Annotated in this window: 14 protein-coding genes; 6 read left to right on the top strand and 8 right to left on the bottom strand. The window is 64.7% G+C overall.

The features are described from left to right. From argJ to htpG, 5 genes are all read right to left on the bottom strand, one after another. Positions 1-1,194, bottom strand: a complete 1,194-nt coding sequence (argJ, locus tag ACQRCJ_RS04795) for a bifunctional glutamate N-acetyltransferase/amino-acid acetyltransferase ArgJ (RefSeq protein ID WP_427799420.1) — start codon at positions 1,192-1,194, stop codon at positions 1-3. A gap of 137 nt (positions 1,195-1,331) precedes the next feature. After that, positions 1,332-3,410 (bottom strand): elongation factor G, encoded by a 2,079-nt coding sequence (gene fusA / locus ACQRCJ_RS04790; RefSeq protein WP_168934913.1) that lies wholly within the window; start codon positions 3,408-3,410, stop codon positions 1,332-1,334. 84 nt (positions 3,411-3,494) lie between these two features. Then, complete coding sequence (gene rpsG / locus ACQRCJ_RS04785; protein ID WP_006007647.1) at positions 3,495-3,965, bottom strand: 30S ribosomal protein S7; 471 nt, start codon at positions 3,963-3,965, stop codon at positions 3,495-3,497. A gap of 119 nt (positions 3,966-4,084) precedes the next feature. Further along, entirely contained in the window at positions 4,085-4,456 is a 372-nt protein-coding gene (gene rpsL / locus ACQRCJ_RS04780; RefSeq protein ID WP_006007654.1) for a 30S ribosomal protein S12, read from the bottom strand. Between the two features lie 361 nt (positions 4,457-4,817). Further along, complete coding sequence (gene htpG, locus ACQRCJ_RS04775) at positions 4,818-6,749, bottom strand: molecular chaperone HtpG (RefSeq protein ID WP_289616759.1); 1,932 nt, start codon at positions 6,747-6,749, stop codon at positions 4,818-4,820. Positions 6,750-6,888: 139 nt separating this feature from the next. On the opposite strand from htpG, the gene ACQRCJ_RS04770 reads away from it, so the two are divergent. The 3 genes from ACQRCJ_RS04770 to ACQRCJ_RS04760 all read left to right on the top strand — a co-directional run bounded on the left by ACQRCJ_RS04770 (position 6,889) and on the right by ACQRCJ_RS04760 (position 9,957). Further along, entirely contained in the window at positions 6,889-8,202 is a 1,314-nt protein-coding gene (locus ACQRCJ_RS04770) for a cytochrome ubiquinol oxidase subunit I (RefSeq protein ID WP_168934915.1), read from the top strand. A 3-nt stretch (positions 8,203-8,205) separates the two neighbouring features. Further along, a complete protein-coding gene (gene cydB / locus ACQRCJ_RS04765; RefSeq protein WP_297158470.1) occupies positions 8,206-9,240 on the top strand; it encodes a cytochrome d ubiquinol oxidase subunit II in 1,035 nt (344 codons plus the stop codon). Positions 9,241-9,519: 279 nt separating this feature from the next. Further along, positions 9,520-9,957: an Lrp/AsnC family transcriptional regulator gene (locus tag ACQRCJ_RS04760; protein WP_427799419.1), complete on the top strand. Its 438-nt coding sequence runs from the start codon at positions 9,520-9,522 to the stop codon at positions 9,955-9,957. 205 nt (positions 9,958-10,162) lie between these two features. On the opposite strand, the gene ACQRCJ_RS04755 is transcribed toward ACQRCJ_RS04760, so the two are convergent. Further along, complete coding sequence (locus ACQRCJ_RS04755; protein ID WP_300646327.1) at positions 10,163-10,948, bottom strand: MBL fold metallo-hydrolase; 786 nt, start codon at positions 10,946-10,948, stop codon at positions 10,163-10,165. A gap of 485 nt (positions 10,949-11,433) precedes the next feature. On the opposite strand from ACQRCJ_RS04755, the gene ACQRCJ_RS04750 reads away from it, so the two are divergent. The 3 genes from ACQRCJ_RS04750 to ACQRCJ_RS04740 all read left to right on the top strand — a co-directional run bounded on the left by ACQRCJ_RS04750 (position 11,434) and on the right by ACQRCJ_RS04740 (position 15,598). Continuing rightward, entirely contained in the window at positions 11,434-12,384 is a 951-nt protein-coding gene (locus ACQRCJ_RS04750) for an alpha/beta hydrolase (protein WP_427799418.1), read from the top strand. A 498-nt stretch (positions 12,385-12,882) separates the two neighbouring features. Further along, entirely contained in the window at positions 12,883-13,338 is a 456-nt protein-coding gene (locus tag ACQRCJ_RS04745) for a type III secretion system chaperone (RefSeq protein WP_006007678.1), read from the top strand. Between the two features lie 10 nt (positions 13,339-13,348). Beyond that, positions 13,349-15,598 carry an inositol phosphate phosphatase SopB gene (locus ACQRCJ_RS04740; protein WP_427799417.1) on the top strand — a complete coding sequence of 750 codons (2,250 nt, stop codon included), beginning with the start codon at positions 13,349-13,351 and terminating at the stop codon, positions 15,596-15,598. Between the two features lie 301 nt (positions 15,599-15,899). Here ACQRCJ_RS04740 and asnB read toward each other — a convergent pair whose 3' ends face one another. Together asnB and ACQRCJ_RS04730 are read right to left on the bottom strand one after the other, a co-directional pair. Beyond that, positions 15,900-17,801 carry an asparagine synthase (glutamine-hydrolyzing) gene (asnB, locus tag ACQRCJ_RS04735; RefSeq protein WP_168934921.1) on the bottom strand — a complete coding sequence of 634 codons (1,902 nt, stop codon included), beginning with the start codon at positions 17,799-17,801 and terminating at the stop codon, positions 15,900-15,902. Positions 17,802-18,054: 253 nt separating this feature from the next. Beyond that, positions 18,055-19,308 carry a glycosyltransferase family 4 protein gene (locus ACQRCJ_RS04730; protein WP_168934922.1) on the bottom strand — a complete coding sequence of 418 codons (1,254 nt, stop codon included), beginning with the start codon at positions 19,306-19,308 and terminating at the stop codon, positions 18,055-18,057. Positions 19,309-19,353 lie beyond the last annotated feature (45 nt).

The raw sequence follows: 19,353 nt of genomic DNA, 5'->3' as shown, positions 1-19,353 counted from the left end.
TTACGAGCGGTAATCGGCGTTGAGGCTGACGTATTCGTGGCCGAGGTCGGAGGCGCGCAGATCGTAGCAGCCGTCGCCCAGACCCATATGGATCTCCACCGGGATGTCGGTGGCCTTGAGCAGCTCGGAAAGCTCGGCTTCCTTGTCGCCGTTGACGGGCTGGCCGTCGCGGAAACGCTCGATGCCGCAGAGCACCAGGCGCACGCGGCTGGGGTCCACCTGGGCCCCGCTGCGGCCCACAGCGGCCACGATGCGGCCCCAGTTGGCGTCCTGGCCGTAGATGGCTGTCTTGACCAGCTGGGAATGGCCCACGGTGCGGGCGATGCGGCAGGCGTCCTCATCGGAGGCGGCGCCGCTCACGGTGATGTGCATGACCTTGCTGGCGCCTTCGCCGTCCTTGACCAGCATGTAGGAGATCTGGCCCAGGATGTCGGTAAGGCCCTTTTCCAGCAGGGCGGCGTCCTCACCTTCGGCACAGATGCCGGAAGCGCCGTTGGCCAGGCCGAGGATAGTGTCGTTGGTGGAGGTGTCGCCGTCCACGCTGACGCGGTTGAAGGTCTTGTCCACGGCGCGGGCGAACATGGCCTGCCAGGTCTCGCGGTCCACATCGGCGTCGGTGAGCATGACGGCCAGCATGGTGGCCATGTTGGGGCAGATCATGCCAGCGCCCTTGGCCATGCCGGTAAGGCGCACGGTGCCGCCGGACAGGGGCACGGTGATGCTGGCGAACTTGGGAAAGGCGTCGGTGGTCATGAACGCGCGGGTAAAGCCTTCGGCATCGCGGCTGCCCAGGCTTTCCACCAGGGAGGGCACGGCCTCGCGCCAGCGGTCCATCTTGAGCTGGTCGCCGATGACGCCGGTGGACATGGGCATGATCTCATGCGGGGCCAGCCCGGTGAGGGCGGCGACCATGCGTCGGGTCTCGAGGCAATTCTCCAGGCCTTCGTCGCCGGTGCAGGCATTGGCCTGGCCGGAGTTGGCCAGCACGGCGCGGCAGGTGCCGTACTCGCGCAGGGTCTGCTGGCAGACCTGCACGGGGGCGGCCTTGAAGGCATTGGTGGTGAACAGGCCCGCCAGTACGGCGGGACGGTCGGAAACAATCAGCCCCAGGTCGTCGCGGCCGGCTTTTTTGAAACCGGCGGCAGCGGCCCCGGCGGAGAAGCCGAGGGGCAGGTCGTTGCGCGTATCGCTCATGGGAACATCCTTTCCGGTCATGGGCTTCCGGGAGGAAAACGATGAAAAAAAGGCGGGGATCTTGCCTTGCAAAATCCCCGCCGTCATATCAAGCAACCAGCGCTGTCCGGTCTTTGTGGGAACGGACGTTCAGGACGCTAGTTTTTGCTCTTCTGGATCTCGTCGGCGATAGCCTGGGGCACACGCTCGTAGTGATCGAACTGCATAGTGAAGGTAGCGCGGCCCTGGGTACGGGAGCGCAGGTCGGTGGCGTAACCGAACATGGAGGCCAGGGGCACCTGGGCACGCACGCTCTGGGCACCGCCGGCGCGGGCTTCCATGCTCTGCACGCGACCACGACGGCCGTTGAGGTCGCCCATCACGTCGCCGAGGTATTCTTCGGGGGTGACCACTTCCACGTCCATGATGGGTTCCAGCAGGACCGGGCCGGCCTTCTGCATGGCGTCCTTGATGGCCATGGAACCGGCCACGTAGAAGGCCTGTTCGGAGGAGTCCACTTCGTGGTAGCTACCGAAGACCAGGTTGACCTTCAGGTCCACGCAGGGGAAGCCGGCCAGCACGCCGGACTTCATGGCATCCTGGATACCCTTGTCGATGGCGGGGATGTATTCCTTGGGGATCACGCCGCCGGTGATGGAGTTGATGAACTCGTAACCCTTGCCCGGGTTGGGTTCCACCTCGATCACGCAGTGACCGTACTGACCGCGACCACCAGACTGCTTGGCATGCTTCATGTCGGTCTTGGCAGGCTTGGAGATGGTTTCGCGGTAGGCCACCTGGGGCTTGCCCACGTTGGCGTTGACGTTGAATTCGCGGGTCAGGCGGTCAACGATGATTTCCAGATGCAGTTCGCCCATGCCGGCGATCAGGGTCTGGTTGGTTTCTTCGTCGCCCTTGACGCGGAAGGAGGGGTCTTCCTTGGCCAGCTTGTTCAGAGCGGCGGACAGAGCATCACGGTCGGCCTTGGTCTTGGGCTCGATGGCCACTTCGATGACGGGCTCGGGGATGTTCAGGGATTCCAGGATCACCGGGCGCTTTTCGTCGCACAGGGTGTCACCGGTGGAGGCGTTCTTCAGGCCCACCAGAGCCACGATGTCACCGGCGCCGGCCCACTTGATGTCTTCACGCTTGTTGGCGTGCATCTTCAGGATACGGCCGATGCGTTCCTTCTTGCCGGTGTTGGCGTTGTACACGCTGGTACCGGATTCCAGGCAGCCGGAGTAGATGCGGAAGAAGGACAGGTGACCGATGAAGGGGTCGGAGAACAGCTTGAACACCAGGCCGGCAAGGGGTTCCTTGTCGTCGCAGGGGCATTCGATCAGGTGTTCTTCGTTGCCGGGCTCATGGCCGGTCATGACGGCGATGTCCACGGGGGAGGGCAGGTAGTCCACCACGGCGTCCAGCAGGGGCTGCACGCCCATGTTGCGGAAAGCGGAACCGCAGAGCACGGGCACGATGTTGCGGGCGATGGTGGCCTTGCGGATGCAGGAAATGATCTCTTCGCGGGTCAGATCTTCGCCGCCCAGGTACTTTTCCAGCAGGGCTTCATCTTCTTCGGCCACGGCTTCGATGAGCTCGTGGCGCTTTTCTTCGTACAGGTCCTTCAGTTCGGCGGGCACGTCTTCTTCGGTGAACTGGGCGCCCTTGGAGGACTTGTCGAAGCGGTGGGCCTTGCCTTCGATGAGGTCCACGACGCCTTCGAACTTGTCTTCAGCGCCGATGGGCAGCTGCAGGGGCACGGCCTTGGCGCCCAGGCGTTCGTGGATCATGCCCACGCAGCGGAAGAAGTTGGCACCGATGCGGTCCATCTTGTTCACGAAGCAGATGCGGGGCACGTGGTAGCGGTCGGCCTGACGCCACACGGTTTCGGACTGGGGCTCAACGCCGGCCACGGCGTCGAACACGCACACGGCACCGTCCAGCACGCGCAGGGAACGTTCCACTTCGATGGTGAAGTCCACGTGGCCGGGGGTGTCGATGATGTTGATGCGGCAGTCCTTCCAGAAGCAGGTGGTGGCGGCGGAGGTGATGGTGATGCCGCGCTCCTGTTCCTGTTCCATCCAGTCCATGGTGGACTCACCGTCGTGGGTTTCGCCGATCTTGTGGGAAACACCGGTGTAGAAAAGGATGCGTTCGGTGGTGGTGGTTTTGCCGGCGTCAATATGGGCCATGATGCCGATATTGCGCTGTTTGTCTACGGGGGTGGTGCGGGACACGTTATCCTCCAGAAAAGGGGCAGTGGGGCGGGGGGAAAAGCGCCGCGCCCTTGCGGGCGCGGCAGCAGTCACTCGGAATCGAGCTTACCAGCGGTAGTGGGCGAAAGCCTTGTTGGCTTCGGCCATACGGTGGGTATCTTCGCGCTTTTTCACCGCGCCGCCGCGACCGTTGTAGGCGTCCAGCAGTTCAGCGGAAAGCTTGGAGGTCATGCCCTTTTCGCCGCGCGAACGGGCATAGTTGATCAGCCAGCGGATGGACAGGGAAATCTGACGTTCGGGACGGACTTCCATGGGCACCTGGTAGGTGGCACCGCCCACGCGGCGGGCCTTGACTTCCAGATGGGGCTTGACGTTGTCCAGGGCCTTTTCAAAGGCGCGCATGGGTTCTTCACCAGTCTTTTCGCCCAGGGTTTCCAGCGAGCTGTAGAAAATCTTTTCAGCAGCGCCCTTCTTGCCGTCGTACATGAGACGGTTCACGAACTTGGTGACCAGACGGCTGTTGTACAGCGGATCGGGCAGCACTTCCCTCTTCGGGACAGGACCTTTACGGGGCATGATATTCTCCTTGAGAATCTCTGTGTTTCGGCGTCACCAGCCCCGCAGCGCCCCGGCGCGCCGTGAGAGGGCAGCCTGGGTGCGTTGCATGACGTACGCCGGAGTTGGCAAAAAATAACCTATTTGGGACGCTTGGCGCCGTACTTGGAACGGCTCTTGCGACGGTCGGCCACACCGGAGGTATCCAGGGTGCCGCGCACGATGTGGTAACGGACACCGGGCAAGTCTTTCACACGACCGCCGCGGATGAGCACCACGGAGTGTTCCTGCAGGTTGTGGCCTTCGCCGGGGATGTAGGCCGTCACTTCGATGCCGTTGGTCAGGCGCACACGGGCGACCTTACGCAGAGCGGAGTTAGGCTTCTTGGGGGTGGTGGTGTACACACGGGTGCACACGCCGCGGCGCTGGGGGCAAGCCTGCAGGGCCGGGGTCTTCTTGCGCTTCACCACCGCAGTCCGCTCGATGCGGATGAGCTGGTTGATAGTAGGCATGGTTTCCTCCAAAGTTTCACTGCCTGCCCAGGACGGACAGGCAGCGCATGAATGCCGTAGAGCGGCAACACATACAATGCACGGATGCGCTTGTCAAGTCCTGACGCCCCAACTTTACGGCAGGAAGGCGGGACGGCGGCGAATCGTCGACGAAGTGCCGCAGCCGCAGGGCAGGGCGAGTCCCCTTTTTATGGATGCGGCGGCCGGAGCAGGGGGGATGACAGCAAAATCGCCGCAGGCGCAAGGCCTGCGGCGATCCCCGGTACGGGGGAGATGCCCGGCCCCTGAGCGGGGCCGGGCATCCTGCGAGGAGGAACGTCCGCCGGTGTCCTGCCGGCGGGCGGGGTGTGTCGTCGGCGGGTTACAGCTTTTTCACTTCCACATACCAGGCCGCGGCCTGTTCCAGCAGATGGCTGCTGCGGCCGGCCAGCATCTGGGCATCGCGCAGGTAGCCTTCCTGGAGCATGCAGGCGTCGAAGAGGTTCTCCACCATGCCGGCCAGGGTCTTGTCCTGGGGATCGGCCTTGAACATCTTGAGCAGGCTGCGCAGCAGCACGTGGTCGCGGTTGACTTCCAGCACCTTGACGGGCAGGGAGTCGTCCTTCTGCATGGCGCGCATGAGCTTTTCCATGGACGAGGTCATGCCGTCGGGCGAGACCAGCACGGCCGGGCTGTCGGCCAGGCGGTGGGAGACGCGCACGTCGGCCACGCGTTCGCCCAGGATCTCCTTGATGCGTTCCAGCAGCTTGTCGAAGCTGGCGTTGTCGTCGTCGGAAAGGGGCGCGGCGGCGGGCTTTTCGCTGTCGGCCTTGTCGGCGAAGGCGTCCAGGGCGTCATCGGCGGCGTTCTCGATGGCCTTGAATTCCCAGTCCTTGTACTTGCCCATGCCTTCCATGACGAACTCGTCCACGGGCTCGTAGAGGAAGAGCACTTCGATGCCCTTGCGGGTGAAGCGTTCCAGGTGCGGGCTCAGGCGGGCGGCCTCACGGTTGGGCGCGGAGACGTACCAGAAGGTCTTCTGGCCTTCGGGAGCGCGGGACATGTATTCGTCCAGGCTGGAGAGGGCTTCGCCGTCGTCCAGGGCCGAGGTGTTGAAGCGCAGCAGACCGGCGATGCGTTCGCGGTTGGCGAAGTCCTGGTAGGAGAGCTTGAAGATGCGGCCGTGCAGGCGCCAGAAGGCGGCGTACTTCCCGGCATCCTTGGCGGCCAGCTTTTCCAGGTGGCTCAGGGTCTGCTTGATGATGGTCTGGTTGATCTTGCGCAGGACCACGTTTTCCTGAAGGGTCTCGCGGGAGATGTTGAGGGGCAGGTCCTCGGTGTCCACCACGCCCTTGAGGAAGGCCAGCCAGTCGGGGATCAGTTCCTTGTTGCGGTGCTGGATGAGCACACGGCTGGCGTAGAGATCCAGGCCCCAGAAATCACGGTCGAGGCCGAAGAGGTCCTGACGCACGTCGGGGATGTAGAGCAGGGCGTTGAACTGCACGGGCGCGTCCACGGAGATGTGCAGCACGTCCAGCGGCGCCTTGCTGTCATAGGTCAGGGCCTGGTAGAAGGCATCGTACTGTTCCTTGGTGACGGAGGACTTGGGCTCGCGCCACAGGGCGGGCTGGGTGTTGACCTGCTCGCCGTCCACCAGCACGGGGAAGGGCACGAAGGCCGAATGCTTGCGGATGACGGATTCCACGCGGAACTTTTCGAGGAACTCCGCGGCGTCTTCCTTGAGGTGGGCCACGATGCGCGTGCCGCGCTGCGGGGCGTCGTCACCGGCGGGGGCCACGGTGTAGGTGCCCAGGCCGTCGCTGGTCCAGGTGGCGGCGCTGTCGTCATCGCCGAAGGCCGGGCGCGAGGTCACGTCCACCTTTTCGGCCACCATGAACACGGAATAGAAGCCCACGCCGAAGCGGCCGATGATGTTGGCGGCATCGGCTTTTTCGCCGTCGGCCTTGGCTTCCTCGGCAGCCAGCTGGGCGCGGAAGGCCTCGGTGCCGGATTTGGCGATGGTGCCCAGGTTCTCGGCCAGTTCGGCGGCGGTCATGCCCAGGCCGGTGTCCTCGATGGTCAGGGTCTTGGCGTCCTTGTCGAGGCTGATGCGGATCTCCAGCGGCAGGTCGTCATGGCGCGGGGTCTCGCCCCGGTTGCTGCGGAAGCGCAGTTTGTCCAGGGCGTCGGAAGCGTTGGAGATGAGCTCGCGGAGAAAGATCTCGCGATTGGTATACAGAGAATTGGTGAGAATGCTCAGCACCTTGCGCACTTCGGCGCGAAATTCACAGGATTGAGCCGTATTTTCCGGCATGATGACAACCTCCATGGATACTTGCTGGGGAATAAGTAATCTTTCCCAATCAGCCGTCAAGGCCTTGCAGGGCCTAAACTTTGTCTTGCTTTTCGCTAAGGATAACGGTATGCAGGTCGCTCCATAAGGAGGACGATCTATGGATGATGTCATTCTGCTTTCGCGGCTACAGTTCGCCGTGGCCGTCTTTTTCCACTTCATCTTCGTGCCGCTGACGCTGGGCCTGTCCCTGCTCATCGCGCTGATGGAGACCCGCTATGTGCGCACCGGGGATGAGGTCTGGCGCAAGCATGCCAAGTTCTGGGGCAAACTTTTCATCATCAACTTCACCCTGGGCGTGGTGACGGGCATCACCCTGGAATTCCAGTTCGGGACCAACTGGGCCCGGTATTCGGAATACGTGGGCGACATCTTCGGCTCCCTGCTGGCCATCGAAGCCACTGTGGCCTTCTTCCTGGAGTCCACGTTCCTGGCTGTCTGGCATTTCGGCTGGCATCGCGTGGGCAAGAAGACCCATCTGCTGGCCATCTGGCTGGTGGTGCTGGCCGGCAACCTGTCCGCCCTGTGGATCATCCTGGCCAACGGCTTCATGCAGAACCCGCTGGGCTATGTGATCCAGAACGGCCGCGCCGAACTGGCCGACTTCATGGCCGTGGTCACCAACCCCTACGCCTGGGGCATGTACGCCCACACCCTGCTCTCCGCCTGGACGCTGTCCTGCTTCTTCGTGCTGGGCGTGTCTTCCTGGCACCTGCTGCGCAAGAGCAACGTGGAATTCTTCCGCCGCTCCTTCCGCATGACCGCTCCCATTTGTCTGGTGCTGGTGCTGGCTCTCGCCCTGAGCGGCGACATCCAGGGCAAGGTGGTGTCCGAACTGCAGCCCGCCAAGCTGGCCGCCATGGAATCCCACTGGGAGACCACCAAGAACGCTCCCTTCTACCTGGCCGTGGTGCCGGACGAAGCCAACGAGACCAACTCCGTGGAAGCCATCGGCATCCCCGGCCTGCTGAGCTGGATCTCCTACGGCGACGCCGATGCCGAAGTGAAGGGCCTCAAGGACTTCCCCAAGGAAGACCGTCCGCCGGTCACGCCCGTGTTCTGGGGCTTCCGCGCCATGATTTTCTTTGGTGTCATCTTCCTGGCCCTGGCCGCCTGGGCCACGCTGCAGCGTAACCGCGAGACCATCAACCCCACGCTCATGCGTGCCCTGGTGTGGTGCATCCCGCTGCCCTACATCAGCATCGCCATGGGCTGGCTGGTGGCGGAAATGGGCCGTCAGCCCTGGATCGTCTACGGTCTGATGCGCACCAGCGACGCCGTGTCGCCGGTGCCCGCCGAGCATGTGTCCACGTCGCTGCTGGCCTTCATCATCGTTTACAGCGTGCTGGGCCTTCTGGACATTTTCCTGCTGCGCAAGTACGCCATCAAGGGCCCGCAGGGGCAGGAGGACTAAGTCATGCTGGAAACCTTGCAAGTAATCTGGTTCATCCTGTGGGCGCTGCTCTGGGCCGTGTATTTCGTCCTGGACGGCTTCGACCTGGGCCTGGGCAGCCTGCTGCCCTTCATCGGCAGCAATGAGGAAGAACGCCGCATCATGTACAACGCTGCCGGTCCCTTCTGGGACGGCAACGAAGTGTGGCTGATCTCCGCCGGCGGCGTGACCTTCGCGGCCTTCCCCAAGGTCTATGCCGTGATGTTCAGCGCCCTGTACGCTCCCCTGCTGATCCTGCTGTTCGCCCTGATCTTCCGCGCCGTGTCCTTCGAGTTCCGCGGCAAGGTGGAAAGCGGCGTGTGGCGCGGCTTCTGGGATCTGGTCCACTTCCTGTCCAACCTGGTGCCCTCCCTGCTGCTGGGCGTGACCTTCGCCAACCTGTTCATGGGCATCCCCATCGACGGTGAAGGCGTGTTCCACGGCACGCTCATGGGCCTGGTCAACGGCTACGGCATCGCCGGCGCCATTTTCTTCCTGGTGATGTTCATGCTGCACGGTTCCCTGTGGCTGGCCATCAAGAGCCAGGGCGAACTGCAGACCCGCGCCGTGGCCAGCGCCAACCTGCTCTGGCCCGTGATGCTCATCCTGCTGGTGGCCTTCCTGGTGCTGACCTTCTTCAACACCGACCTGTTCAGCAACTACTGGAGCAATCCGCTGCTGCTCCTGCTGCCCGTGGTGGCCTTGGCCGGTCTGCTGGGCGTGCGCTGCATGCTGCGCCGCGGTCAGCTGTGGAAGGCCTGGATGTGCAGCGCCGTGTACATCATCGGTGTGACCTTCTTCGGCGTCATGGGCATGTTCCCGCGCATGCTCATCTCGTCCATCGATCCCACCGCCACCCTGACGGCCTTCAATGCCTCCTCGTCCGAGCTGACCCTCAAGATCATGCTGGGCGTGGCTCTGGTCATGGTGCCCATCGTGCTGCTGTACCAGTTCTGGGTCTACCGCCTGTTCTCCCACAGCCTGAGCGCTGAAGACCTGAAGGACGAGCACGCTTACTAGCAGCGACGATCCGTCCGCCTCATCGAGCCCGGCAGACAGGCATGCCCTGTCCGCCGGGCTTTTTTCGTGCCCTCGGCCGGGATGCGCGGGTAACGGATCGTCTTCGCGGCCGGGGAGGCCGCCTGCCGTCATGTGGCAACGAAAGCGGACTGTGCTGTGGAAGGGGCGGAAGACGGGCAGGAAAAGCGGAGGGCAAAGATGCCGCCTTGCCGTCAGGAGGACGGAGATTTGCTTTTGGCCTGCTTATCCGGGAAGATGGCGGGGCAGAGCGGAGGCCGTATGAAGACCAAGATAGATGCAACGGATGTGAGGATCGTCGAAGAACTCAGGAAGAACGCGCGCATCACCATGAAGGAACTGGGGGCGCGGGTCTTCCTTACCGGGCAGGCCGTCAGGAACAGGGTGGAACGGCTGGAGGACATGGGCATCCTTCAGCGCTACACCATCAACGTCAATTGCCCGGTCTTCGGCTACAAGGTCCATGCCGTCATCAGGGTGCAGCTCAGGCACGGCCCTGTGGAGGCCCTGAAGGCCTGCTGCCGCAAGGAAGGCAGACGCACCATCCACTGTTACCGCACCACAGGCGACAACCTCTATTTCCTCGACATGTATTTTCTGGACATGGAGACCCTGGACGCCTTCCTGGCCGAGGTGGAACCGCTGGGCAGCTACGAGCTGCATGTGGTCCTTCGGGAAGCGGAAGATCTGGCGGAATGAAGACCCCCGCCGGAGGGGGAAGAGGAAGGAAGGCGTTCTGCCTGGGGACCGGCGGGGACCTGATTCGGGGAGGGCACAGGGCAGGGGCGCCGGGCGGAGCCGTGGCCCTGCCGGAGCGCAGGCACCGTGGCGGGACGGATCCCTCCTGCCTGCCACGCTATGCGTCAGCCCGTCCGTCTGCGGGCCGTGCGGAGTTTTCCTGCCGTTAAAAATCGGCGCTCTGGCCGTCGTCGGGCATGAAGACGGCCTCCCGGATGCCGCGACGGCGCAGGGCCTGGTCCATGTCCTGCCGGGTCAGGGCCGCATGGGGCACGGTGTCCATATGGCTGACGATGATCCGCGCTTCCGGGCGGGCGGCGTGCAGGGCGGCCACGTCCGCGTCGTCCATGATCAGGCGGCCCTCGTCCAGCAGTTCGGCCGCGCAGGCATTGACCATGACCACATCGGGCCGGTAACGGCGCAGGCTTTCGGCCACACCGTCGAACCAGATGGTGTCACCGGCCACATAGAGCGTCTTTTCGTCAGGATGCCGGAAGACCACGCCGCAGGACGGCCCGCAGGGGATGATGGTGCCGTGGCGTCCGGGCGTCTTGCTGAGGCGGATGTCCGCAAAGACGGTCTCCTCTCCCAGCACTTCCACCCGGGCGAAGCCGGAGCGCCGGAGCACGGCGGCATCCTCTTCGCTCTGCACGAACACGGGCACCGCCTTGTCCAGCGGCGCGCCCACGCTGCCGTCGGCGGCCATGTCGATATGGTCGGGATGCACATGGGTCACGATATAGGCATCCACACCGGCCAGGATGTCGGCCACCGGCATGGGCAGGTCGCACAGGGGCAGGGGCAGGTCCAGCCGTTCGGGGCGGCAGCGGAACATGGGATAGTCGCGGAATGTCCCCATGCTGCCCCTGGGCGCCAGCCAGGGGTCGGTGAGGAAGGTCTTGCCGGCGTAGCGGATGCGGACCATGGCGTTGCGGATCTGCTGTATCTTCATCTGGGTCACCTCTCTGGGATGTTGTTGCGGAGTCCCGGTATCCGGAGGGAAAGGTATCAGGGGCGCCGGGGCCGGGCCAGAAGCCGGGCCAAGAAATGCGTGCCGTTTTCTTGAAAAAATCAAGTGGCGCGGCACGGACGCCACGAGGCGCACGTTTGATGGGCTTCCCTTGCTTGCAAGGCACTGCTGGGGCCTTCCGTGCCGGAGCGGTGTGCCCAGGCGGGACATATGTCGGCTTATCCATGCCTTATTTCTATGGTGAAATATTCGATATAGGTATTTGTCATGGATGGGAGCTGCGGCTACACAGAAAAGAACGCCGGCAGGCACGTTCCTGCCGGACAACTTCAAGCCGGAGCGACATGATGAGCATGTGCAAAACACTGGCGGCGACGATCCTGGCAGGCACGATGCTGTTTGCCGGATCTGCGGCCGCAGCGGACAAGGCCCCCTCTGGCACGGCTTCTTCCAAGGATGGTAAGGCTATGGAACTGGTACAGGAATGGGACAAGGTCTTTCCCAGGAGCGACAAAGTGGAACACCGCAAGGTGACCTTCCGCACCCGTTACGGCACTGTCCTGGCGGGCGATCTGTACGTGCCCCGGGGTGCCAGGGGCAAGCTGGCGGCCCTGGCCGTGAGCGGCCCCTTTGGCGCGGTGAAGGAACAGGCGTCCGGGCTCTATGCCCAGACCATGGCCGAACGCGGCTTCCTGACGCTGGCCTTCGACCCCTCCTATACGGGCGAGAGCAGCGGCGAGCCGCGTCATGTGGCTTCGCCGGACATCAATACCGAAGACTTCAGCGCCGCGGTGGACTTCCTCACCACGCTGGACGCGGTGGATGCGGAGCGCATCGGCATCTGCGGTTTTGGCGGCATGGGCCTGAACGCCGCCGCCATGGATACCCGCATCAAGGCCACCGTGGCCGTCACCATGTACGACATGAGCCGCGTCACGGCCAACGGCTATTTTGACGCCATGGATGCCGAGGCCCGCTACGCGCTGCGCCAGCAGCTGAACGCACAGCGCACCCGGGACGCACGTTCCGGCAGCATCGCACCGTCCGCCGCGGGCCTGCCCGAGGCCCTGACGGGCGACGAGCCGCAGTTCGTCAAGGATTACTTCGACTATTACAAGACCAAGCGCGGCTTCCATCCCCGTTCCATCAACTCCAATGGTGCCTGGAACGCCACCTCGGCCCTGTCCTTCCTGAACATGCCGTTGCTGGCCTATGCGGGCGAGATCCGCAGCGCGGTCCTGCTGGTCCACGGGGAAAAGGCCCATTCCCGCTACTTCAGCGAGGATGCCTTCAAGAAGCTCAGCGGTAACAACAAGGAACTGATGATCGTGCCCCGGGCCTCGCATACGGACCTGTACGACCGGGTGGACATCATCCCCTTCGACAGGATCGAGGCGTTTTTCAACGCCAACCTCTGATACCTCTCTCCCTTCCTTGCTGCATGATGCGGAGCCCCGCTGCCGGGGCTTCGCTTTTTTTGTCCCTGCCGGCGGACGCTGGCCCCGCAGCACGACCCTCCGGCCGGGATGGGCCAGATCGCCGGGCCGTCGCCGGTACGGCTGCCCGCCGGGGCGTCTTGCCGGACCATGCGCTCCGGTTTCGCCAGGGCCGCCGGGAGGCGGACAGATTGAAAAGTCCACGCCCCTGGGGGATAATGGCATATGGCTTCCCCTCATCTCGGCCGGGGAGGGCATGGACTTTTGCTGCCCCTCCGGCAGGGCAAGGCGCTCTGCCCGGAGGCGTACGGTGCGCGGGGCCGCTCCGTTGCCATGCCGCGGTTGCTCTCTGGCACTCTTTTTGCTGATTCACTGGTGTAGCCTGTCCGTTGCCAACGCTGTCGGCAGTACCGCCAACATCAGGAACAGGCCGAAAATATCCCCTGAACTTCTTTAGACCTCTGCACGGAAGGAGGCATCATGATAAGCCGCGAGACCGCCAACACGCTTCTGGAAGAATTTTCCCGCCAGCAGGAGATCGAGCCTTTGCAGCTCGATGACGCCAATTACTGCGCCCTGGCTTCGGCCGACGACCATGTGGTGCATCTGCGTTTCGATGAAGGGCAGGGCACGTTCATCGCCTTCGGCAGCATAGGTACGCTTTCCGAAGATGAGGAAGTGGCCCTGCGGGAACTGCGGGCCCTGCTCACCGCCAACCTCATGTGGCAGGATACCCAGGGCGCCACCATCACCCTTGCCCCGGAGAGCGACACCGTGCTGTTGCAGCAGATGTGGCTGCCCGAACAGGCCACGGCGGACAAACTGGATGCCTTCCTGCAATCCTTCGCCCTGTCGCTGGACTTCTGGACGCAGCGCTGCGCGACCCTGGGCGACACCGTGATGGAGAGCGAGCAGCCCTTTTATGTGAAGGTCTAGGAGGGGAGCCATGCCTATCGATTCCATAGCCGGCCTGCGCCACCTGAGTCAGGCCCAGGGCAGTTTCGTCCGCCTCGACCAGAGCACGGACAAGCTCCAGACGACGACCGCCAAGGCCCGTTTCTGGCAGTTGTCGCAACGCAGCCAGGAAAAGGCCGGGAACAGGGCCGCGGCCGAGCGCGTGCGCGACAGCGTCTGCGCCTACTGCGGCAAGGCCGAGGGCACACGTTTGTTCAACCAGTACATCGGCAAGAAGTCCCTGGAGGGCAAGGCCTTCACCGGCGGTAACCTGTCCAGGCTCCTGGATGCGGCGGCGGAGCGCAACCTGGCCTGCCTGGGGCGCGGCATGGTGGCCACGGGGCGACGGGCCCTCCGGCCGGAGCTTATGGCGGAGCTGGGCCGGGCCGGTGTGGATCCCGACTATTTCGTCAGCCTGGTGAGCCAGGGCGTGCGTCTGGTGGGGAACGATTTCTGGGGGCAGCAGTCCGTTGCCGAGGGCGAGCGGGAGCTTGCCGCGGTCTCCTGGGCGGTGGACGCCATGCGCAGGGATCTGGACACCTTCCAGGCGGGCCTGCCCGCAGGCGCGGAGGGCGTGGCCGGGGTGCTCCATTGTCTGGAAGGGCTCAAGGCACAGCTGGATACCAAGCGGGACATCATGACCGCCCAGAAGGAGCAGAGCCCCTTCACGGCCGGGAACGTGCGTCTTGCCTTTCAGCAGACCTATGCCGCCTACGAACGGGTCATAGGGGAACATGTACGCCGGACGGGTGTGGAGCTGGGTACCCTGGATCCCGCTTCGGACAAGGGCATGCGCCTTGCGGAACGGGCCCGGGATCTCAGCAGGCTGATGGCGGCCATGCAGGACAAGATGACCGATCCGCCCGAGCTGCGTGGCCTGGCCGACGGGGAACGCGCCCCCGATGCGGTGATGAAGTCCTTCAATGAGCTCCCCGGAGAGCTGGGCAAGGAACTGCACCGGCTGCTGCCCGACCTGTCGGCGGGGAAGCTGGCCAGGGAGATCAAGGAGGCCCATATCCAGGTGCTCAACGAACAGGGCTGGGGCGTCATCCGCCGCGATCTGCAATATCTGGGACGTGGGGGCGCGGGAGTGACGGCCACGTCCACCATCACGCCCGCCTGCCATATCGGTGCGGGCGTACAGCCCGGCCCCATCGGCCGGAGCATGGCCCGGCACGGCATCAATGGCGTCTCCTGCGAGGACAGGGGCCAGCCCAACCATGCCCTGAACTTGGCCCGCACGGAGATCGCCGTGGGCGGCAACACCCTGTTCCGGGGCCTCCGGCACGGTATCAACAGCGCCTATTCCATCAAGAATCCCGCGGCCAGAAGGGCGGCCAACGCCACCCGCGCCACGGAGATCTTCACGGCGGCCCTGCAAAGCTCCCCGAAGCTGGCGGACGTCCAGCGCAGGCTGGCGGTGAACCCCGATGCCGTCATCGACCTGCCTTTGCTTTCCACCAGTCTGGTCACGCCCGATGTGCCGCGCGAGATCTTCGGCACGTCGGAAAAGACCTATCTGGCCGAGCAATGCGCTTCGTGGAAGGATGCCTGCGGGCCTGACGGCACCTGCACGGTGAACGTGGTCCTGCCTGACGGGCAGGAAAGGGCGGTCAAGGTCAGGCCGCAGGTGCTCACCTTCAATTTCGGCGTGAACACCGGTGCGCAGGGCGGGCTCCAGGGCCTGATCGGCGGCTGGGGCACGTCCGACCGGTACAACAGGGAAGCCATGGCCCTGCTTTTCGGGGACGACATGCTCGGCGGGATGGTGGAGACCTATCTTGCGCGGTCGGACATCTCCGCCAGGGACAGGCAGAACATACAGGCCCTGCGCTACGAGATCCACGCGCTCTGGGCCGCCGGAGGCTACAGGATGAGCGGGGCCGACCCCTATCGCCTGCCTGCGCGTCTGGCCATGCTGGGGCACATCATGGGCATGATGCCGCTGTTCAACTGCAAGAGCGGCAAGGACCGCACCGGGCAGATGGACGTGGCCTGCAAGACCCTGGCCCTGCAGATGCACGAGAACGGCGGCCTGCTGCCGCCCTTCAATGCCCCGCGCAGCTCCATGGACCAGCAGATCTTCCAGCAGGTGGCCCTCAACGGCGGCAATCTGGAGATGCAGCGCCTGAACACCGGTCTGGCGGGCTTCAAGACCAAGGGCGTGGCCGGTCTCGATGCCCTGTTCACGGACGAGGCCAGGGAGATCCACCGGGGCCTCAGCAGCTATGTGAAGGCATAAGGCGTCAGCACGGACAGGCGGTCTTCTCCACGCATCCCTTCTTTTCAAACCTCATTCAGGGGCGGGCCTCGGCCTGCCCCTGTCGTTTGTTGTCTGTCTGAAGGACACCTGATCCATGGGGAGGCGTCCTCCCCAGACCTGCAGGATGCTCTTGTCTCTTTTGCCAACCCGTATGAGCGGTTTTTGAAGGGGTGGGGGAGCGCGAGGGGGCGGGGGAACTTTTTTCCGCCAGGAAAAGTTCCCCCGCCCCCTCGTCCATCCCGGAAGGCTGCCAGCCGTACCGGGCCTCTTTTTTTATCCGTTACATCCCCCGGGCGCGCAGCCAGAGCTGGAGCACGAGCAGCGTCCAGAGCGGCTTGCGCAGGTCGGCCTTGCCGGAGCAGTGGGCGTCCACCAGGGAGCGCACGGCCTCGGGCCGGAACAGGCCCTGGGCACGCAGGCGCTCGGGAGCGAAAAGCTCTTCCATGAGCGGACGCATGCGCCCGCGCAGCCAGGCCGCCACGGGGATCTGGAAGCCGCGCTTGTTGCGGTGCAGGATCTCGGGCGGCAGCACGTCGGTGAAGGCCTTCTTGAGCAGGTATTTGCGCTGGAAGCCGTGCAGCTTGTGCCGGATGGGCAGGCGGGCCACATATTCGGCAAAGTCCTTGTCCAGGAAGGGCGCGCGCACTTCCAGCGAGTGGAGCATGGAGCAGCGGTCCACCTTGACCAGGATGTCGTCCAGCATGAACTGGCGGGCATAGACGTGGAAGGCCCGTGCCAGGGGCGAGGGACCGGCGGGCCAGTGCTCGAACTGCTCCCGTGTGGGCGCGAAGAGGTTCTCGCGGCGCAGGAAGTCGTGGTCGGGCCGGGCCAGCAGCTCGGCCTGCATCTCGGGCGTGAAGGAGGTGAGCAGGGTCTGCACCCGTTCCCAGGCCGGGGCGTGGGCGCCGCGCAAAAAGGTCTCCACCGCCAGACGGGGATTGATGTATCCGGCCGAGGCGGGCAGGAGCCGGGTCAGGGGCTCGATGACGCCGCGGCGCAGGATGCCGGGGATGGCGTTGTACCATTCGGCGATCTTGAAGGCGATGTAGTGCTCGTACCCGGCCCAGAGCTCGTCGGCACCGTCGCCGCCCAGGGCCACGGTGACTTTTTCGCGGGTCACGCCCGAAAGCAGCCAGGTGGGCGCCACCGAGGCGTCGGCCATGGGTACGTCCATGCGGCTGATGATGTTGGGCAGATGCTCGGCGCAGTCCTCGGCCGAGAGCACGCGCTCGTGATGGTCGGTGTTCCAGCGCTGGGCCACCACGCGGGCGTAGCGGCTCTCGTCGTAGCTGGCCTCGGTGAAGCCGATGGAAAAGGTCTTGATGGGCGTGGAAGACTGGCGGGCCATGAGACCGGCCACGATGGACGAGTCGATGCCGCCGGAGAGGAAGACCCCCAGGGGCACGTCGCTGACCATGCGGCGGCCCACGGCGCGGGTGAGCAGCTCGTGCACGTCGGCGCAGATGTCGGCCTCGGAGCGACGGTCGTCCTCATCGGCCGGGGGCAGGTCCCAGTAACGGCGGATGCTCAGGCGCCCGTCCTCCACCAGCAGCCAGTGCGAGGGCGGCAGGCTCTTGGCCTCGCGGTACATGGTGTCCGGGGTGGGCACGTATTCGTAGGCCAGGTAGCGCATGACGGCCTGCGGATCGAGAGTGAGCTCCAGCCCCGGCACGGCGGCCAGGCAGTTGAGCTCCGAGCCGAAGAACAGGCTGCCCTGCTGCAGGGTGTAGAAGAAGGGCTTTTTGCCGAAGCGGTCACGGGCGCAGAACAGGCGGCGGCGGGGAGCATCCCAGAGGGCGAAGGCGAACATGCCGTCGAAGCGCTGGAGGCAGTCCGTGCCCCAGACGCGGTAGGCCTGGAGGATGACCTCCGTATCGGAGTGGCTGCTGTGGAAGCGGGCGCCCGCCTGCAGCAGTTCCTGCCGGAGTTCGGCAAAGTTGTAGATCTCGCCGTTGAAGACGATGCAGAGCTCGCCGTCCACGTCCTGCATGGGCTGGCTGCCGCCGGAAAGGTCGATGATGGACAGGCGGCGGTGCCCCAGGCTGACGGGCCCTTCCTGCCAGATGCCGCTGCCGTCGGGGCCGCGGTAGGTGATGACGTCGGTCATGGCCCGGACATGGGCCCGGGCGTCCTCGTTCAGGGGCTGGCCGTCAAGACGGCAGATACCGGCTATTCCGCACATGGCATATCCACAGGGCGTACCGGAGGTTCAGGCCGCCGGCCGCCGGTTGCAGGTGTCGGGGAAGGGGCTCCGGCGGAAGACCGTCGCGGAGCGGGGAAAGGGGGATTGTTTGCGTTCCCGGCAGGGGCGCTGCCGGAGGGAGCGCCGCGGCTGACCACGGCAGGGCATCTTTCCGAAAGTGCCCCGGAAAAGAGGGCCGGGGAAGGGCCAACTTCCGTACTGGCGGAAGGGCCCCTTCCCCGGTGATCCCTCCCTAAACGTTGGGGCCGTGGGTGGTGCGCCACTGCGTGTACTGCCGGCAGTAGAGATCCTGCAGGGCCGCGATATTGGTCTCGGTATCGAACATGCGGAAGACGAGCTCGCGCCCGGTCCGGGCCATGCGCAGGGCCGCCTCGCGGTCGGAGAGCATGCGGCGGATGGCATCGGCCAGGGCGGCGGGATCGCGCTGGGGGATGAGGTAGCCGGTCTCGCCGTTGCGGATGACCTCGCCCACGCCGCAGACATCGGTGGCCACCACGGGCATGCCGCAGGAAAGGGCCTCCATGATGACGTTGGGGATGCCGTCGCGGTCGCCGTTGGTATGCACCACGCTGGGCACCACCAGCATGTCGTGCTCTTCCATGAAGGTACGGATGCGGTCATTGGGCACGAAGCCCGGCATGTCCACCAGATCTTCCAGATGCAGGCGCTTGCGCATGTCCACCAGCTTGCGCTTCCAGTTGCCGTCGCCCACCAGGGTCAGACGCACGGGGAAGCCGTCGTCACGCAGACGGGCCATGGCCGTGAGCAGCTCGGGGAAGCCCTTGGTGCGGGCAAAGCGGCCGATGGCCAGCAGGCGGTAGGGCTTCTGGAAGGGAGCGCGGCAATCCACGCGGCGGCCCAGGGTCAGGCCGTTGTAGATGACGTGCACCTTGTCCTTCTGTCCGGCGGGGCAGAAGCTCTGGAGCCAGGGCTTGTTGGCCATGTTGTTGGTGCGGATGAAGATGGCGTCGCGCGATTTTTCGGCCAGGATGCCGTCCTGCGGGTAGATGTCGCCCGCGCGGCCGGTGAAGGCGAAGGGAATGCCCGACAGGCGCGAGGCCACCCAGACGGCGGTGGCGGGCCCGTTGCCCCAGGAGGAGTGCAAAAGCTCGATGCCGTCGCGCTGGGCCTCTTCGGCCAGCAGGAAACCGGCCAGGAAACACCAGAGGTTCTCGGCATAGGCTTCCAGATTGCGCATCTTGCGGAACAGGCCGCGGCGCATCAGGGTCTTGACGGTCTCGCGGTCGCGTTTCCAGGCACGCCAGAAGGCCTTGAGCAGGCGCAGGGTCGCCACGGAGCCGAAGCGTTTGATGGGCCCGGCGTAATTCTTCATCTCGTCGCTGCAACCGCGCAGCTTCTCGCCGTACATGGTGTAGACGCGGATATCCATGCCGCGCTGGACCAGCTGCTGGATCTCACGGAAGACGAAGGTCTCGGAGGAGAGGGGGAACCAGAGCAGCACATAGGCCATACGGGGGGACAGCATAGGGACCTCGGATGGGCAGGATGTTGGGGAAGAAAAAAAAGGCCG

The sequence above is a fragment of the Desulfovibrio sp. SGI.102 genome (assembly GCF_050314315.1).
GTDB lineage: Bacteria > Desulfobacterota > Desulfovibrionia > Desulfovibrionales > Desulfovibrionaceae > Desulfovibrio.
The sequence above is the reverse complement of the archived record's forward strand: the minus strand, read 5'-3'. Positions and strand labels throughout refer to the sequence as shown.

Bases quoted from the DNA above. Each gene is read 5' to 3' on its own strand.
- htpG (WP_289616759.1), bottom strand. From the start codon at position 6,749: ATGCCGGAAAATACGGCTCAATCCTGTGAATTTCGCGCCGAAGTGCGC.
- rpsL (WP_006007654.1), bottom strand. From the start codon at position 4,456: ATGCCTACTATCAACCAGCTCATCCGCATCGAGCGGACTGCGGTGGTG.
- cydB (WP_297158470.1), top strand. From the start codon at position 8,206: ATGCTGGAAACCTTGCAAGTAATCTGGTTCATCCTGTGGGCGCTGCTC.
- ACQRCJ_RS04730 (WP_168934922.1), bottom strand. From the start codon at position 19,308: ATGCTGTCCCCCCGTATGGCCTATGTGCTGCTCTGGTTCCCCCTCTCC.
- ACQRCJ_RS04740 (WP_427799417.1), top strand. From the start codon at position 13,349: ATGCCTATCGATTCCATAGCCGGCCTGCGCCACCTGAGTCAGGCCCAG.
- ACQRCJ_RS04755 (WP_300646327.1), bottom strand. From the start codon at position 10,948: ATGAAGATACAGCAGATCCGCAACGCCATGGTCCGCATCCGCTACGCC.
- argJ (WP_427799420.1), bottom strand. From the start codon at position 1,194: ATGAGCGATACGCGCAACGACCTGCCCCTCGGCTTCTCCGCCGGGGCC.
- ACQRCJ_RS04760 (WP_427799419.1), top strand. From the start codon at position 9,520: ATGAAGACCAAGATAGATGCAACGGATGTGAGGATCGTCGAAGAACTC.
- rpsG (WP_006007647.1), bottom strand. From the start codon at position 3,965: ATGCCCCGTAAAGGTCCTGTCCCGAAGAGGGAAGTGCTGCCCGATCCG.
- ACQRCJ_RS04745 (WP_006007678.1), top strand. From the start codon at position 12,883: ATGATAAGCCGCGAGACCGCCAACACGCTTCTGGAAGAATTTTCCCGC.
- ACQRCJ_RS04750 (WP_427799418.1), top strand. From the start codon at position 11,434: ATGGAACTGGTACAGGAATGGGACAAGGTCTTTCCCAGGAGCGACAAA.
- ACQRCJ_RS04770 (WP_168934915.1), top strand. From the start codon at position 6,889: ATGGATGATGTCATTCTGCTTTCGCGGCTACAGTTCGCCGTGGCCGTC.
- asnB (WP_168934921.1), bottom strand. From the start codon at position 17,801: ATGTGCGGAATAGCCGGTATCTGCCGTCTTGACGGCCAGCCCCTGAAC.